Origin of the sequence: Gluconobacter thailandicus F149-1 = NBRC 100600 (genome assembly GCF_000964465.1) — a bacterium.
GTDB lineage: Bacteria > Pseudomonadota > Alphaproteobacteria > Acetobacterales > Acetobacteraceae > Gluconobacter > Gluconobacter thailandicus.
Genome location: NZ_BANH01000019.1, coordinates 63,035 through 80,125, shown reverse-complemented (window position 1 = coordinate 80,125; position 17,091 = coordinate 63,035). Strand labels below are relative to the sequence as shown.

Genomic DNA, 17,091 nt, shown 5'->3' with positions numbered 1-17,091 from the left:
GCGAGAAACAGGTTCTCTCTACATTTTCTGAACATCGCTTTTCACAGGCAGAAACGAATGACAGAACAGAGTATGGCGTTCCGGCGTGGAGACTCCATCCCAGGATGGTTGCCGCTCATGCTGGGTATTTTTACGGCTGTAGGCCCGGTTTCCACGGATATTTACCTGCCAGCCCTCCCCGAAATGGAACGCCAGCTTCATTCTGCTCCCGGCTCTGGCAGTATCACGATGGCTGCGTGGGTCATTGGTCTGGCAATTGGTCAGATCAGCATTGGCCCGATTTCTGACCGGTTTGGCCGTCGACTGCCGCTTCTGATTGGCATGATCGGCTATACGATCGGTGAGGTCGGCTGTGCTTTGGCCCCGAACATGACCGTCATGTGCATCTGGCGGGTCTTTTCTGCGCTTATGGCATCCGCCGGGCTGGTCGTGCCCAACGCCTGTCTGCGCGATCTGACGGAGGGCGATGCGGCCTCGAAGCTGATGTCCCGCCTGATTGTCGTTCAGGGTGTGGTACCGATTCTGGCACCGATGCTGGGTGGTTTCGCCCTGAAATTTGTGGACTGGCGCGCCATCTTCTGGGCGACGGCCATTTATGGGGCAATCTGTACCGTCATGCTTCTGACCGTCTTTCCAGAAACCCTGCCCGCGCAGGACCGGCGAGACATGCGGCCGCTCTCCATCATCGAGCGGTATATTTACATTCTGCGTACCCGCAGCTTCATCACGAATGGCCTTGTTTGGAGTTTCCTTGGTTTCGTGACCTTCACGTATCTGACGGCCGCACCTACGCTGTTTGAAGAGCGCTTCGGCATGTCGCCGTTCCATTACGGCATGCTGTTCGGTCTGTTTGCGATTTGCATGATCGGTGCATCCGCTATCAACGGGCTTGTGGTGGGCAAGGTCAGTACAACCCACATGCTTTTCAGTGCGCTCGGTATCAGTGTGACGGGAAGTGTACTGTTCCTGGCTCTCGCCGTGATTTCCGCGGTGGATCTGACGTCTGGGGGACAACTCCGGCCGTTCTTCCTGTGGCCACTCATCATTGCGCTGGTCATCACAATGGCGCCAACAGGCATCATTGGACCCAATTCCATGGTTGGCATTCTGTCCGAACAGTCCGAACGTGCAGGTTCGGCCTCTGCGCTGGCAGGAACAATGCAATACCTGTTCGGAGCGGTGGCCAGTGCGCTGTTCGGGCTGATGCCTGCGGGGACGGCTGTTCCGTTCGCAGGCTTTCTGGTCTTTGCCTTCTGTGCGGCAACATTCTTTGCCCTGCTGAGGCCAAAGCTTCCCCCTTCAGCGCTCTGATGGGAGTTGAGAGCGATGCAGGTTCTACTGGTTGAAGATGATGTGGCCGTGGCCCTCGTGGTGAAAACGGTTCTGCAGCGTGAAGGCTGGGACGTTCATCAGGTTGAGGACGCGGAAGCTGCCTTGGCGTGGGACGGGACGGCCGACCTTCTGGTGACGGACTATAATTTACCCGGCGTTCTGAATGGTCTGCTGCTCGCCCGGAAACTGCGGGAACAGAATGCCTTGCTGGCTGTCGTGCTCATGTCCGGTGACTTTGAGGAAGGCCAGTTGATGGGCGAAAGCGTGGCTGTTCTGCCAAAGCCGTTTCGCAGAAATGCCCTTCTGGAAGCCATTGATCAGGCCCGGAACGCAATCCGGGCTTGAGTTGAAGGGGAAGAGTCCCCTACATGGCGCGCTGTTTGTCATGCCCAGAAGAAAGCAGTGCCGTCATGTCGTTCAAGGAACCCCAGCCGCTTAACCTCAAGGACTATATCAGTGAGGTTCCGGATTTCCCGAAGCCGGGGATCCTGTTCTACGACATCTCCACGCTGATCCGTTCTGCTGAAGCCTGGCAGGTCGCAACAGGCCGGCTGGCCCGTATCATTTCCGCATGGCAGCCTGATCTTCTGGCCGGAATCGAAAGCCGTGGCTTCCTGACGGCCGCTCCGCTGGCGCAGCGCCTCGGCTGTGGCTTCACGATGCTTCGCAAGCCGGGCAAGCTGCCGGGCAAGACGATTTCCCTGAAATATGGCCTCGAATACGGCGAAGATGAACTGCACATTCAGGCAGACGCCATCAAGCCGGGCCAGCGCGTTGTCGTTCTCGATGACCTTCTGGCTACAGGCGGCACGCTGGCGGCGTCCATCGACCTGTTGCGTAAGGTTGGTGCAGAAGTTGTGGGCGCCAGCGTGCTGATCGAGCTTGCAGGTCTCAAGGGACGTGACAAACTGGATGTTCCGCTGAACGCACTCATTACCTACGAAGACTGAGGAACCCCCATGTCCGGCATTTCTTCCCTGTGGCAGACCCGTTATCGCACTGATGCCCCGAAAGACCTGCCGGACAATCCGGTTCTTGAAACCCTTCTGAAACACCATTCCGTCCGGGCCTATCTTCCGGATGCGCTGCCTTCCGGCACACTGGAAGCCGGAATCGCGGCAGCCTCCTCGGCGGCGACGTCCAGCAACCTTCAGGTCTGGTCCGTCGTCGCGGTTGAAAATCCCGAGACGCGCGCGAAGCTGGCCGAACTCAGTGGCAATCAGAAGCACATTGAAGTCGCGCCTCTGTTTCTGGCCTGGATCGTCGATCTGGCCCGTCTGGAGCGGATTGCAGAGCGTGCTGGAAAGGGTAGTGAAGCGCTGGACTATGAGGAGATATTCCTCATGAGCACGCTGGATGTCGGTATCGCTGCCCAGAATGCCGTGACGGCTTTTGAGTCCATGGGGCTCGGCACTGTCTATATCGGCGGTCTGCGGAACCATCCGGAAGACGTCGCCAAACTGTTGAACCTTCCTCCGAAAACGGTCGCGGTTGTGGGCATGTGTGTCGGTCGTCCAGATCCTGCCTACCAGAACGGGTACAAACCCCGTCTTGGTCAGGATGTGGTTGTCCATCGGGAACGGTATGACGTGACGCAGGAGCCGGAAGGCATTGCCGCTTACGATCACGTTGCCGATGCCTACCAGCAGGAACAGGGCCTCCCGTCCCGTGCATGGTCCGAGACTGTTGCGGCCCGCGTGGACAGCTATCGCGGTCTGAGCGGGCGACACGTCATGAAAGACGTTCTGAACCGGATGGGCTTTGCATTGAAATAACCGGTTCTCTGGCTATCCATCTGTCTTTCACGGGAGTTCAGTCCTGAGCGCGTTTTTTTCTCCGGACCTCCCGGTCACGGCCATTCTTCCAAATCTGCTGAGCGTTCTTGAACAGCAGCCCAATGCTGTTCTTGTTGCCCCGCCGGGTGCCGGTAAAACGACCCTGACTCCTTTGGCGCTGCTCGATGCGCCATGGCTTGCCGGGCAGAAAATCATTCTTGTCGAACCGCGTCGTGTTGCCGTGCGTGGTGCCGCGTCCCGGATGGCCAGCACACTCGGCGAACGTCCCGGCGAAACCGTCGGCTTTCGAACCCGCACGGATTCTGCTGTTTCCAGCAGAACACGTATCGAAGTCGTGACGGAAGGGTTACTGGTTCGCCGCCTTCTGGCGGACCCGACATTGGATAGTGTCGGGGCCGTTCTGTTCGATGAAGTTCATGAACGGTCTCTGGATCTGGATGCAGCGCTGGCTTTCTGCCTTGATCTTCAGCGCGAACTGCGGCCTGATCTTCGTATTCTGGCGATGTCCGCAACGCCGGATGGTCGCGCTTTTACAACACTGATGAATGCCCCACTTATAGAGAGCGAAGGGCGGCAGTATCCGATTGATGTTCGGCATACCCGCGACATTTCGCACCCCAGAGATCTGCCGGAGGCCTGTGCCCGAGCGATCCGACAGGCCTGGTCGGAAGAAGAAGGCGATATTCTCGCCTTCCTGCCGGGTGTTGGTGAGATTCGCCGGACGCTGGCGCTGCTTGGGGACTCTGTGCCTGTTTTCCCACTTCACGGCGAGCAGACAACGGAAGATCAGGACCGTGCCATTGCGCCATCCAGCGTCCGTCGCGTCGTGCTGGCAACGTCAATTGCGGAAACATCCGTGACGGTTTCGGGCGTCAGGATTGTCGTGGATGGGGGCCTTCGACGTGCGCCCCGTCTGGACCCGAACACTGGCCTATCCCGTCTGGAAACCCTGAAGATCTCCCGTGCGACGGCAACCCAACGGGCGGGACGTGCAGGCCGACAGTCGCCCGGTATCGCGATCCGGCTCTGGTCTGAAGTCACGCAGCGTGCGCTCCGTCCACAGGATGCGCCTGAAATCCTTGTCGCGGACCTCACGGATTTTGCCCTTGTGACCGCTGCCTGGCAGGACGTTATGGGAACGTCCCCTGATGCTCTGTCTCTTTTGGATGCACCGCCTGCCGGGGTTCTGAAGGGTGGCCGCGAACTGCTCCGTGAGCTCGGGGGCATCGACGTCGCAGGGCACATCACACCCCTTGGAAAACGGATGGCCGGATTGGGAACCCATCCGCGCCTTGCCGCCATGCTCTGTGCGGCAAAGACGATTCCGGAACGTGTTACCGGCGCCTGCCTTGCCGCGCTTCTGGAAGAGCGCGATCCGCTTCGCCCAAGACCGAACACACCCGCAGGTGCCTCGGCTGGAGCGGACATCCGCACGCGTCTGGCTCTTTTCGAACGCGATGACCCCCGTGCCGATCGCGCCAGCCTGTTTCACATGCGCCAGTCCGCCAAGCGCTTCCTGCGCCGGATGGGCGGGAAAGAACTGCCCCTCAGCCCGATGCCTTCGCACGCCGGCCCCCTACTGGCGGCCGGTTTTCCAGACCGTGTGGCGCAGGCCGCTGGCGAACTGGGGCGCTTTCGTCTTGCAGGCGGAGGAAGCGCGCGGATCTCGGCCAATGATGGTCTGGCGCGGGAAAAGCTGCTGGCTGCCGCTGCCTTCCACACCCGGACGTCCACGGAAATCACGCTGGCCGCGCCTCTGGATGCAGAAAACCTCCCCCAGACGCTGCTGGATCGGACGACTGAACAGGTGGAGACCAGTCTGGATGGTGCCTCCGGACGCATCATTGCCAGACGCAGACTTCGTCTGGGCGCGTTGATCCTGCGAGACCGCAATACAGAGGTGACGCCCGAGGAAGCGCAGATTCTCCTGCTCCAGCAGATCCAGTCTGATCTGCCCAGAGCCCTCGAATGGTCCGACGCGATCCAGCAGTTTCAGGCGCGCGTCGCCTATGCCCGGGCAACCTATGCACCACATTTGCCGGATCTGTCCGTGGAGGCTCTGGCTCAAAGTCTGGAATGGCTCGAACCCTATCTGGCGGGGTGTGACCGCCTGACGCAGGTCAAGGCGTTGGATCTTCTGTCCATTCTGCGTGCGCAACTGGACTACGCTGATCTGTCAGCGTTGGATCGAAAATTACCGCCCCGTTTGACGCTGAAAGCCAGCACCCACGATATTGATTACACCGGCGCGATTCCAACAGTCTCCGCTCGTGCGCAGGCTTTTTACGGAACAGCCACAACGCCTGTGCTGGCTGATGGTCAGGTCGCGCTTCAATGTGCGCTTCTGTCGCCAGCTGGTCGCCCGCAGGCGATCACGGCCGATCTGGCAGGCTTCTGGAAAGGAAGCTGGTCCGATATGCGCAAAGACATGCGCGGCCGTTATCCTCGACATGACTGGCCGGAAGATCCGGCGACTGCTGAGCCACCGAAGCCCAGGCCAAAGCGTTAGCCTATTCGCAGGACGGCGTTACGGAAGAGGGTCCTAACCGCTTCGGCGTTCACGTCCGTACAGACCTGAACGGAAGGGCGATGATCCCAGTCGCCCGTCGAATAGACGCGTCCATCAGCTTTCAGGATAGATTCTCCCAAAGCTACGCTTTCCGTGGCAACCCGTACCGATCCTTTCTGTGTTTCGAACAGTTCCGGGGCGATGACATAGGCGGCAGCTGAGGCGTCATTGACGTAAATGCCGTTCAGACCGAGCCCATGATGGAAAGTCATGTAAACGCGGGTGATGTCCCACAGGAACTGCCCCGATTTCCCGCCATGCTGGCGCAGATCTGTGAAATATGCATCCGTCATGATGGTTTGCGTCGTGACATCCAGCCCGACGATCGTGAGGGGCCAACCTGCGACACAGATTTCGTCTGCGGCGCGGGGGTCGCCATGGAAATTGGCCTCTGCGGCCGGTGTGACGTTCCCTCGCGCTCCATGATACCCGAACGCGCCGCCCATAAGCACGACTTCCCGAACCAGTCCGGCAATCTCCGGCGCTTTCCGCAGGGCGAGCGCCAGATTGGTCATATGCCCTGTCGCAACCAGCGTGATCTCGTGAGGGTTGGCCCGTACAACATCGATCATCAGGTCGTGGGCGGGACGGGGATCGAGCTTTTTCCGTATTGCGGGAAGAGGGATGTCACCCAGTGCGTTCCGCCCATGAATGGTGACGGGTGGTGAGGACGTTACGCCATCCAGGGACGTCCCCTGACCTTTTGCGACAGGAGCGGTTATGCCGAACCTGTCTGCCAGATACAGGGCATTGTGTGTCGTGGTTTCGATTAGGCCATTGCCTGCCGCTGTAGTGATCCCCACGATTGAAATACCAGGCGTGGCATGGAGCAGTAGAAGTGCCATGGCATCGTCGACCCCCGGATCGGTATCCAGAATGATCTTGCGGCCGGGCGCCTGTGCCTGAACCTGTATCGGCAAGGCCGCAAGAGACGCCAGTCCAACAGAGTGAGCAAGCAGGGAGCGGCGGGAGAGGCGCATGGCGGATCCTTGCGGATTGGATTAGCCGTTACTATCCAGGAATGACCTGTCTGCTGCAAGCGTTCAGCGCAGTCGAAGGGCGAAGCGTCCAGCTCCGGCAGGGGCAAGGATCAGAAGACCACCGGCAATGCTGATGTTTTTATAAAAATGGATCATCATGTCGTAGCGGAGCATTCCGGACATGGTCCAGAAATGGTGGCCGATCAGCCCTGTAATAACTGTATAAACAGCGAGAATAATCGCAACCGGTTCCACCAAAACACCCGCGATCAGCGCAAGTCCCGCGCCTAATTCTACGACAATGGCGAGTACGGCAGACAGAGTGGGAAGGGGTGCGCCTGTCTGCACCATGTAGGAAACGGCAGACTGAAAATCAGCCAGTTTCCCCCAGCCCATGACAAGGAAAAGCACAGCCATCAGCAGGCGTCCGGAAAGAAGGAGAGCATCGCGGGGAAGAAGGGAAGCAAACATGGGAGCATCTTTCAGAGGAGAAGAACTGCCGGAAAGATAAGTGATGCCAAATGAACGAAAAATAGAAATCATGGAATGATATGATTTCCATAAATGGCATAAAAGAAAGGTACGGGGGCCGTCCCAAAGGTCAAAAAACGCCCGTGTAGCGCTTCTTTTAGGAGCTTCGGCTATTTTGTGTTAGCAGCTGAAATATGACGATGTTCGTGACCTGTTTCCTATGAATCGCTCTCTTCAGGCCGCAGTAATCGGGGCAGGGACAGCGACTGTCGTAACAGTGGGGCTCATGCTCGCATGGCGCGCGCATGACAGCAGTTCACGCATTTCTTCACCCTCACGGCAGGCCTCTCCTTCAACGGTTCAGCAGCCCGTGGCCAAATCTCTGCCGCCCGTTGTTTCTGATGGTACTCTGGCCGGGGAAAGCACGGACTCACACGGAATCCCGACGCAGCCTCCGGTCCCCGCCGCAGCGCCTGCTCTTCCGCCGCTTCTGGTCAAATATGGTCCCCTGAGTTTTGCGCCGCTCGTCCGACAGGTCATTCCGGCTGTCGTCAATATCGCCATTACCCAGAACAGTCCCGACGGCCATGACCATGTTCCCCCGCAAATCAAGGGAACACCGCTGGAAAAGCGCTATCATGATCGCATGAAGCGTCAGCAGGATGAGATGGTCGGCGCGGGCTCTGGCTTCATTGTGGATGCGACAGGCATCATCGTCACGAACCGTCACGTTGTCGGCGGTGCTGACAAGGTGGTCGTGTCCCTCTCCAACGGCCACGAAATGCCAGCCCGTCTGCTGGGAGCTGATCCACTGACGGATATTGCCGTCATCAAGGTGGACAGTCCCGAGCCACTTCCGCACGTCACATGGGGCGACAGCCGGCAGACCGATATCGGAGACTGGATTCTCGTGGCGGGGAATCCGTTTGGCTTCGGGTCTTCCGTTACGGCGGGTATCGTTTCAGCCGTCGGCCGTGATCTTGGGATAGGCTCGCTGGATGATTTCATTCAGCTCGATGCGCCAATCAATCCGGGTAATTCCGGTGGCCCTGCCTTCAACATGCGCGGACAGGTCGTGGCTGTGAATGCGGCGATTGTAACACCGGCAGGCGGCTCGGTCGGGATTGGCTTTGGTATCCCGTCCGAAATCGTGGCACCCATTGTCGCGGAAATCGAAGCCACTGGTCATGCCGAACACGGCTGGCTCGGGATCACGCTGGATGACAGTGATACGAATGTCGGTATTGCAGGCGTCGATAATGGTGGGCCGGCTCAGAAAAGCGGTCTGCGGCGTGGTGATATTGTCCGTCAGGTGGATGGAACGCCGGTGATCAGTGCTCGTATGCTGCTTCGTAGCATTGCAGCGGCCAAGCCAGGAATGGTGCTGAATTTCGGCGTCCGCCGTGGCGATCAGGACGTGACACTCCCTGTTCATATTGGGCCGCGTCCCAAGAATGCGGATAACTGAACAACGCTTCACTTTGACCCACGGAAACAAGCCGGTATTCTGCAGCCCTGACACTGCGTCCAGCCGTCCCGAAAGAAGAGAGTAACACCCATGCGTATCCTGCTTGTCGAGGACGATTCCACAGTCCGCGCCTTTGTTCTCAAGGGGTTGCGCGAGGCGGGGCATGTCGTTGATGAAGCGGATAATGGCAAGGACGGTCTGTTTCTGGCGGTCAGTGAGAATTATGACGTCGTGATCCTGGATCGCATGTTGCCGGGCGGCATTGATGGTCTGCGTATTCTGGAAACGCTGCGCGGCCAGAAGAACGCCACGCCCGTCCTGCTGCTTTCCGCACTGGCGGACGTTGATGAACGGGTTGCCGGTCTGAAGGCTGGTGGCGACGATTACATGACGAAGCCGTTTGCGTTCTCTGAACTGCTGGCCCGTGTGGAAGCTCTTGGCCGCCGTGGGCGCCCGGAATCTGCTCCCCAGACGCGTCTGACGGTCGGGGATCTGGAAATGGACCTGCTGTCCCGGACGGTGAAGCGGGGCAATGAAAAGATCGATCTTCAGCCCCGTGAATTTCGTCTGCTGGAATTTTTGATCCGCCACGCCGGGCAGGTTGTGACCCGCACCATGCTGCTGGAGCGCGTGTGGGATTATCACTTTGATCCACAGACCAACGTGATCGACGTGCATGTTTCCCGCCTTCGCCAGAAGGTGGACAAGCCGTTTGCCACCCCACTCATCCACACCATCCGGAACGCCGGCTACATCCTGCGCGCGGACTGATCCGTGAAGATCTGGCGTGGGATCAGGCGGCTGGGAAAGCGTCTGCGCTGGCCGATCCGGTCTGCCGGATTGAACTTTGCGCTCGCTTACGGGCTGGTGTTCATCATTTCAGCGGGCGTGTTTCTGTCCTTTATTTGGTGGAACACCACGGGCCAGCTCGATCGCCAGGTCGAAGCCGCCGTTCAGGTGGACGCCCATGATCTGGCCCAACGGTGGGTTCATGGCGGCCCCGCTGCTCTGGCCCTCGCCATTCAGGATCGGCTGGATCAGAACGTCGAGGACGACGAACTTTACCTTCTCGTTGGGCCGGACGGTCGGAAATATGCGGGCAACCTACCGGGCTGGCCTGTTGTCATCACGCAGATGGATGAGTTCTATGAACTTGCCATTCGCCGGGATGGCTTTCGAACGCAAGCCAAGATGCATGCTTACCCGTTGTCGGAAGGGTTCCGCCTGATCGTTGGCCGGGATGTCCGGGGGCGTCAGGTTGTCCGGCATGTTCTGACCGATACGCTCATCTGGGCGTGGGTTATGGTGTCGCTGCTGGCAGCTGGCGGGACACTGGCAATCCGGCGGATTTTCCGGCAGGTCGTGCATTCCATTGCCCGTACGACATCTGCTGTGGCCCAAGGCGATCTCAGCCGCCGCATTCCACTGACAGGCAATGAAACCGATCTCGTAGCGCAGACGGTTAATACCATGCTGGAGCGTATCAATCGCCTCATGGATGGTGTCAGGCAGGTTTCGAATGCTATTGCCCACGATTTGCGGACGCCCATTGCCCGTGCGCGTGCACGGCTGGAAGATGCGAGCCTGACCTCAACATCCGAAGAGGAACTCCGTGCAGCGATTGACCGAGCTGTGCTGGATCTGGATCGGGTGACATCCATTTTCGAGGCATTGCTCCGGATTGCCCAGCTTGAAGCGGGCGCGCGGCGCGCGGCGTTTACGGTTCTGGATATGAAGCCGCTTCTGGAAGGCCTGACCGAACTTTATGAAGCCTCCATGGAAGAAGCCGGGCTGAAACTTGATCTCAAGGTTGGTCAGCTTGCTCCTGTGAATGGAGACCCTCATCTCCTGCAGCAGGCTGTTGCCAATCTGCTGGATAATGCGATCAAGTTTGCTCCTATCAACACCGCCATTACCCTTTCCGCAGCCACACAGAACGACAAGGTTTCAATCACCGTGGCGGATCAGGGCCCCGGGATGGATGAGCAGGACATGGCTCGCGCATCGGAACGCTTTTTCCGGGCGGAGGCAGCCCGCAATACACCAGGAGCGGGGCTAGGGTTGTCTCTGGTTCAGGCCGTCGTGCATCTCCATGGAGGAACAATGGAACTGGCCAATGGTCATCCGGGGCTACGCGTAACGCTGCTTCTCCCCGTCATTCAGAAAAAAGGCACACTGCCAGCATGACGGAAGTTTCATGCCCCCCTCACGCGTGGCTTAGGTGAGAAAGCCTAAAGAAGGCGAGATGCGCCTTCTGTCTCCTACTTCTGTCTGTCTTCTGGGTCTTGGCCTCATGGGAAGCCTGGCGGCCGCTCCGGCGACGCATGGCCCGGCTCAGCTGGCGCCTGTCAAACCCGTTGCAGGGAAAGAGGACGGAACCATCTCCGTGACGTCTGACAGTGCGGAATACTGTACTCAGTTGACCCAGAGCGTGGATCATCTTCTGGCCACGCCACACGGTATCCCCGTTGGGGCAATGGATGATGCGCGTCGTCTGCGGACGGAAGGAGACACGCTCTGCAGGCACCGTCATCTTCGGGCCGGGATCGCAAGGCTTCGTCGTGCGTTGGTTCTCCTTGAACACAGTCAGGAGCACTCATGAAGCGTTTATTCCGTCTAGCTACCCCTCTGGCCGTTTTGTCTCTGGCCGCCTTCTGTCAGGCTCGTGCCGATGATGCGTCGAATGGGACAGAGCTGGATTTCACCGTCACGGGAGAAGCCCACGCGGCACCCACGCTTCTGACTGTCCATCTTTTTGGACGCGCAGACAGTTCGTCTGCGACCGAGGCCCAGAAGACCCTGAACGCTCATATGGCCGATGCGATGAAGATGGCTTCTGGTCAGACGGGTATTGAGGCGCAGGCGGGTAGCTATTCACTGTCTGATCAGACGCCGGAACATGGTCCGACACGCTGGACGGCCCGTCAGGATCTTAGCCTGAGTGGCAAGGACGCCGTGCCGCTTCTGGATCTGTCCGGCAAGTTGCAAAGCCATGGTCTGATGATGGATGGTCTGGACTGGTCTCTGGATTCTGAAACCCGTGAAGTGCTGCTGGGTCAGGCCCGCATGCAGGCCCTTCAGAAAGTTCGCAAGGAAGCCGAAGAGAGCGCGAAAACTCTCGGGTTGCATGTGGCGCGTTTGAAGCAGATCCGGGTCTCATCCATGGAGCCAGGCCCACGCCCTGTGATGCTGATGGCTGCGCGTGCTTCAGCAGATTCCTTTACGCCTCCACAGGGCACACCGCAGGAGCAGACCCTGCGCGTGACAGTCAACGTGCAGGCCGAGCTGGCCCCCTGACGTGACACGGCTGACCGTCTGGCACGATGGAAGCTGCCCCTTGTGCCAGAAGGAAATTGCCCTGATGCGCCGGCTGGACCGGCGCGGAAACATCCAGTTCATTGATGCGACCAGCGAGACAGCAGACTGTCCGCTGGATCGGCGTAAACTTCTGGGACGTTTCCATGCGAGAGAAGGGGACCGCATGTATGATGGTGCTGCGGCTTTTGCGGCGATGTGGCGCGCGATCCTGGTTCTGAGGCCCCTTGGCGAAATTGCACGGTTCCCGCCGGTCCTTAAGGGGTTGGAATTTCTTTACGGCCATTTCCTGAAAGCGCGGCCTGTCCTTCAGCGCATTGTGCGGAAAATCGAGCGGTAAATTCTGTTTCCATTCAGAACTGTTTTGCTGATAGAAATTTACAGACATATTTTGACATGATTCACCAGAAGGGGATGTTTCATGCGGGTCTGGCTTTCTGCGGCGGCCCTTTTCTGCGCTATCAGTTTTGGTGCTCAGGCGCAGGAGCGTCTGGTCGTGAAAGGATATACGTCCGACCAGACCAATCATGCGGTTGAAGAAATCGTCCAGCCAAGGGCAGACCGCCAGATTGCCCGGTGGAACCAGATGGTATGCCCGCAGTTTGTGGGCTTCCCTGAAGATGTAGAAAAGCAGTTCGAGGCTCATCTGGAAGACCGCTTTGCGCGATACGGGATTCCGGTCAAAGCGCATTGCCCGATCCCGCAGCTCTTCATTCTGGCCACGACCCATGAAGACGATCTGATCAATCATATTCTGGAGCGAGATCCCTATCTGATGCAGGGGATCGACGTTTCGGCAGCTTTTGCAGACAATTTTCGTCTCCCTCCCTCAGACGTCAGGCATGCGATCCGGCAGGATTATCCTGTTCGCTGGTTTTCTGATGTCGGGATTGAGTACAACGGGCAGACTGGAACGCATCTTCTGAATGGGAATTTGCCCCCACGCTTTGGTGGAGGGAGGGCAACAGCGCTGTATATCGGCGAAATCCCGATGACGTCTTTTCTGGGGTCGATCCGGCGCGAAGAAATCAAGTACATGGCCATCACCGTGGACCTCTCCAAAATGGAAGGTGTCTCCTGGCTATCCCTGTTCGAGTATGTCTCGATGATCGCGCTTACCAACCCTCAGCTCAAGGACTACGATACATCCGAGACAATCCTTGGCAGCTTCGTGACGCACAGAAAGCCGCAGTCAGGTGAGTTCGCCATGACGGATCTGGATGATGCGGTGGTGCGCGAGTTCTATACGGATGACCGGGCAGAAGACGGCCGGTCCGAGACACGGAAAATCGCCTCGGACGTTACCGCCAGTCTACACCCCTGAGTCAGGTCAGGAGAGCGCCATCATGGTCGGATCGCCACAGAGAGCAGCCGTATTGACGGTGACAACGCGCTCTTCCAGCAGCCATTCAGGGCGCAGGCAGTCCAGCATATAAATGGGAATGATCCGCCCCTCACGGGCTGTCAGCGTTGAGGCGGCCTGTAAGGCACGCGTTGAGTGACGCTCCATGATCATGGCCGCACATTCCGGCAAGGCTCCCGGGTCAACACGCTGGATACGGTCAGTCAGCCCCTGCGGGAGACGATGCATCCAGTCCAGAGCGTGGTCAGGGCCAAGAACGAGCGCAGGGTTCCCGGTTCCCAAGGCCATGCCTACGGCCCTCAGAATGGCAGGCCAGCTTTCGCCTGCACACAGAACCGGCCCGCAGGGGGTGAGTGTCAGCGTGTTGGTTTCGCCGGAAGCCCCGGGAAGGGCCATGGAAAATCCGGTCATGGCATGCGCAATATCCTGACGGATCTGTCGTGCCGAGACAGCATCCCGGCTCTCAAGAAACGTGACAAGACTGTGCGCATGACGTGGGATCTGGCCGGGTGTGGCGTCTTGCGGAGGGAACCAGGGCCCGGTCTGTGTACTCATGCGACGCAGGGCAAACGGTCCACCCACTTTCGGGCCACAGCCTGACAGGCCCGAGCCACCAAAAGGCTGCGAGCCGATGACCGCACCCGTGATAGCACGGTTGACGTAGATGTTCCCTGCCTGAATGCGACGTGTCGCACGTTCGACGGTAGCCGGGATGCGGGAATGAACGCCAAAAGTCAGGCCATATCCCATGGAGTTCACAGCATCGATAACGCCATCCGCTTCGTTGCGGCTGAAGCGGCGCACATGGAGAATGGGGCCGAATACTTCATGCGGTATATCGGCCACACGCCCGATTTCAATAAGGGTCGGGGGGAGGAAATGACCGTAACGGCAGTTCTCTCCGAGTTCGGGAGACCAGATGGTCCGCCCGGCGCGGCGCATCAGTTCAATATGATCCAGTGCCTCAGTCCGGGCTTCTGCAGAAATGATTGGGCCGATATCCGTGGACAGGCGCGCGGGATTGCCGATCGCCAGATCCTGAAGGGCGCCTTTCAGAAGGTGAAGAATTTCCTCAGCACACTCTTCCTGAAGCAGCAGGATGCGCAGCGAGGAGCAGCGCTGGCCCGCACTGTCGAAGGCTGAGGTCAGAATATCCTGCACCACCTGTTCCGGCTGGGCAGAGCTGTCCACCAGCATCGCATTCTGGCCGCCTGTGCGTGTCACGATTGGAACGGGGGTGCCAGTTCGACCCTGACGGTCAAAAATCTGCCGGGAGACGGCTTTCCCGATGGGCGTTGAGCCGGTGAACATCACAGCATTAATGCGGTGATCCGTCGTAAGGCGTTCCCCTACGGACCCGTTGCCGGGCAGCAGATGCAGAGCGTTTTGGGGAATACCCGCCTCATGCAGAATCTGGACGGCCCGGCTTGCAATAAATGGCGTCTGTTCCGCTGGCTTGGCGAGAACAACATTTCCCGCCGCAAGGGAAACGGAGATCTGCTGAACGAAAGCCGCCAGAGGGCTGCTCCACGGACTGATACAGGCGACCAGACCCAAGGGCGCCGCATGAAGATGGTGATCCCGGCCCTGAAGCCGTTCTGCATCATGCCGCAGAATGCTGACGGCCTCTCGGACTTCATCCTGTGCGGCTGGAAGTGTCTTGCCAGCTTCCCGCACAAGGAGGGCCATTAGCTCGATCTGATGCGTCTCAATCAGCTCTGCGGCTTTGACCAGTGCTGTAATACGGTCTTCAGGTTTGCTCGCTGACCACGCAGGAAGGGCCTGTTCTGCGGATTGTAGAGCAGCAAGAAGGGTCTGCCCATCCGTTTCGACCACATCCCCTACAGGATCATGTCGATCAGCAGGATTATAGATCATGCGGGAACGACTGGTGCTGATATCAATACCGGGCGTTATGGGAGCCGCATGCAGGAAGGGCGCGTCCCCCTCCAGGACCGCATAAAGCGCTCGTAAAGTCTCTTCGCTGAACAGATCAACACCCGTCGCATTTCGTCGTCCCGGCAGGAACAGATCTGAAGGGGTCCTTACGGAACGGCTCGCGCGCTCTGTGGGGGGAATCAGGCGTGTTGCCACAACCGGATCAGCTGTGAGTGCTTCGATTGTGGCGGCGGGATCTGCATTGCGACGCAGACCCAGAGAGCCCGGACCATTCTCCATCAACTGACGGACCAGCCCCGGCATAAGAGCCTGGGATTCCCCAACCGGGGCATGGATGCGACAGGGTAAATTCAAGCCCTGTTTATCACGAAGAAACTGGGCCAGAGGCAATCCGAGACCCTGAAGACAGGCGAATTCGAAATCCCCCGGTTCTGGTTTGTCGGCAAGGGCCAGAATATGGCCAATCGTACGAGGATTATGGGTGGCAAACTGTGGGTAACTCGCGTCCAGCGCTTCCAGAAGCTGTCGGGCGCAGGCGATATAGCTGACATCCGTGTGGCATCGACGGGTAAAAACGGGAAAATCTGCCAGACCACTTTTCTGTGCCTGCCGAATTTCCGAATCCCAGCAGGCTCCTTTGACAAGCCTGACAAGAATGCGGCGCCCGGTGCGGCGCCCCAGATCAATCAGGAATGCCACTACCGCAGAGGCGCGACGGTCGTAAGTCTGAACGGTCAGCCCAAGGCCGTTCCAGCTTCCCAGTTCGGGAAGAATACAGAGCGCTTCCAGCAGATCCAGAGCGGTTTCAAGGTGGGTACTGTCTTCGGTGGAAAACAGAAGACCGACATCCAGATGGCGTGCCCGGATGGCCAATCGCTGCAATGTTGGAAGCAGTTCTGTCATGATGCGTTCGCGGCGGAACCGCCCGAAACGGGCCGACAGGGCAGGCAGACGCACGCAGAGGATCGGGCGCTCGTGGAAATCGCCGGTGATGCCAGCGTGCTGGCTGATGTCTTCCAGCGCATCTTCATAAGCTGTCAGAGCGTTCAAAGCCTGCTCGGCCGTCAGAGCGGTATTGACCTGGAGATCATAGGCATAGGTCAGGCCCAGCTTTTCGCCAGCCGCAGACGCCCGGAGTGCCATCCCAAGTGTGGATCCCAGAATGAAGCTGGTCCCGAGAGTGCGGACGGATTTTTCCAGTCCACGACGGATCATGGGCACCGAAGTCTGGAGCGTCAGACGCCGGAGGCTGAAGCCTTTGCTCTGGTTGAGACGCGACGCGAGCGAAAGGTTCAGAGCAATGGAATTTATAAGAGAAGACTGTCGCTTGCTGATATGGCGCGCCCAGTCCGCGTGCCCTACAAGGGACCGGATCAGTGCGTCCTGCGTACTGGAATCCGGAATACGCAGAAGAGCTTCCGCCAGACACAGGACGGCCTGACCTTCCGGCGCGGACAGAGGGAAAGTCTTCATCAGACTTTCGATCGCGTTCGTGGGTGCTTCACGAACAGTCTGGGCGACGAGATGCGCAATCCGGTTGGCCCGCTGATCCTGTTCGGTTGTCAGAGTGGCAACTGGCAGCAGGTCGTTCATGCAGTCTGCTTCAGAGCGGTAATGTGCGGTGGAAATGCAATCCCGATGGGCAGAACGTGGCGCGCGTGACAGCAAAAGTTCTGCGAAAGGAGCAGCAGGGCGTGAAGCCGGGTTTGTCGTCGGATGGGTCATGGGTCCATTCCAGGCGGGTTAAAGCCCGGGGAGGCCTTTAATTCAGAAGAGATTATGCGCTTCTAACGCAACCTGCCCGTCAAGACATCCGCTGACTGCGCTGAAAGAGGATTTAATTTCGGTTTCACTGCGCCGGGATGGAAAAAAGGCATCGTATTACAGCAGGGAAGCGT

Annotated in this window: 15 protein-coding genes; 12 read left to right on the top strand and 3 right to left on the bottom strand. The window is 58.7% G+C overall.

Features of this window, described 5'->3' with window-relative positions; all coding sequences use genetic code 11:
- Positions 1 to 57 precede the first annotated feature (57 nt).
- The 5 genes from B7444_RS06680 (at position 58) to hrpB (ending at position 5,637) form a co-directional block, all read left to right on the top strand.
- Positions 58 to 1,311: a multidrug effflux MFS transporter gene (locus B7444_RS06680; protein WP_007281730.1), complete on the top strand. Its 1,254-nt coding sequence runs from the start codon at positions 58 to 60 to the stop codon at positions 1,309 to 1,311.
- A gap of 15 nt (positions 1,312 to 1,326) precedes the next feature.
- Positions 1,327 to 1,677, top strand: a complete 351-nt coding sequence (locus tag B7444_RS06675) for a response regulator (protein WP_007281729.1) — start codon at positions 1,327 to 1,329, stop codon at positions 1,675 to 1,677.
- 65 nt (positions 1,678 to 1,742) lie between these two features.
- The gene (locus B7444_RS06670) at positions 1,743 to 2,282 is read left to right on the top strand and encodes an adenine phosphoribosyltransferase (protein ID WP_016737873.1); all 540 of its coding nucleotides are present in this window, start codon (positions 1,743 to 1,745) and stop codon (positions 2,280 to 2,282) included.
- Between the two features lie 9 nt (positions 2,283 to 2,291).
- Positions 2,292 to 3,107 carry an NADPH-dependent oxidoreductase gene (locus B7444_RS06665; protein WP_007281727.1) on the top strand — a complete coding sequence of 272 codons (816 nt, stop codon included), beginning with the start codon at positions 2,292 to 2,294 and terminating at the stop codon, positions 3,105 to 3,107.
- 43 nt (positions 3,108 to 3,150) lie between these two features.
- Positions 3,151 to 5,637: an ATP-dependent helicase HrpB gene (gene hrpB / locus B7444_RS06660; RefSeq protein ID WP_186810550.1), complete on the top strand. Its 2,487-nt coding sequence runs from the start codon at positions 3,151 to 3,153 to the stop codon at positions 5,635 to 5,637.
- Here hrpB and B7444_RS06655 read toward each other — a convergent pair.
- Entirely contained in the window at positions 5,634 to 6,677 is a 1,044-nt protein-coding gene (locus tag B7444_RS06655; RefSeq protein ID WP_007281725.1) for a nucleoside hydrolase, read from the bottom strand. The genes hrpB and B7444_RS06655 overlap by 4 nt on opposite strands.
- 63 nt (positions 6,678 to 6,740) lie before the next feature.
- Entirely contained in the window at positions 6,741 to 7,220 is a 480-nt protein-coding gene (locus B7444_RS06650) for a DoxX family protein (protein WP_007281724.1), read from the bottom strand.
- Positions 7,221 to 7,368: 148 nt separating this feature from the next.
- Here B7444_RS06650 and B7444_RS06645 point away from each other — a divergent pair, with 148 nt between their 5' ends.
- The 7 genes from B7444_RS06645 (at position 7,369) to B7444_RS06615 (ending at position 13,255) form a co-directional block, all read left to right on the top strand.
- Positions 7,369 to 8,616 carry a S1C family serine protease gene (locus tag B7444_RS06645; RefSeq protein WP_007281723.1) on the top strand — a complete coding sequence of 416 codons (1,248 nt, stop codon included), beginning with the start codon at positions 7,369 to 7,371 and terminating at the stop codon, positions 8,614 to 8,616.
- A gap of 90 nt (positions 8,617 to 8,706) precedes the next feature.
- Positions 8,707 to 9,387 (top strand): winged helix-turn-helix domain-containing protein, encoded by a 681-nt coding sequence (locus B7444_RS06640; protein WP_007281722.1) that lies wholly within the window; start codon positions 8,707 to 8,709, stop codon positions 9,385 to 9,387.
- Positions 9,388 to 9,390: 3 nt separating this feature from the next.
- Positions 9,391 to 10,803: a sensor histidine kinase gene (locus tag B7444_RS06635; protein ID WP_007281721.1), complete on the top strand. Its 1,413-nt coding sequence runs from the start codon at positions 9,391 to 9,393 to the stop codon at positions 10,801 to 10,803.
- Between the two features lie 58 nt (positions 10,804 to 10,861).
- On the top strand, positions 10,862 to 11,218 hold the full coding sequence (locus B7444_RS06630) for a hypothetical protein (RefSeq protein ID WP_007281720.1): 357 nt from the start codon (positions 10,862 to 10,864) through the stop codon (positions 11,216 to 11,218).
- The gene (locus B7444_RS06625; RefSeq protein WP_007281719.1) at positions 11,215 to 11,913 is read left to right on the top strand and encodes an SIMPL domain-containing protein; all 699 of its coding nucleotides are present in this window, start codon (positions 11,215 to 11,217) and stop codon (positions 11,911 to 11,913) included. The genes B7444_RS06630 and B7444_RS06625 overlap by 4 nt, the downstream gene beginning before the upstream one ends.
- 1 nt (position 11,914) lies before the next feature.
- Entirely contained in the window at positions 11,915 to 12,271 is a 357-nt protein-coding gene (locus B7444_RS06620) for a thiol-disulfide oxidoreductase DCC family protein (RefSeq protein ID WP_007281718.1), read from the top strand.
- Positions 12,272 to 12,352: 81 nt separating this feature from the next.
- Positions 12,353 to 13,255 (top strand): hypothetical protein, encoded by a 903-nt coding sequence (locus B7444_RS06615; RefSeq protein ID WP_007281717.1) that lies wholly within the window; start codon positions 12,353 to 12,355, stop codon positions 13,253 to 13,255.
- Positions 13,256 to 13,261: 6 nt separating this feature from the next.
- On the opposite strand, the gene putA is transcribed toward B7444_RS06615, so the two are convergent.
- Positions 13,262 to 16,918, bottom strand: coding sequence for a bifunctional proline dehydrogenase/L-glutamate gamma-semialdehyde dehydrogenase PutA (putA, locus tag B7444_RS06610; protein ID WP_007281716.1), 3,657 nt, complete (start codon positions 16,916 to 16,918; stop codon positions 13,262 to 13,264).
- Positions 16,919 to 17,091: the final 173 nt, after the last annotated feature.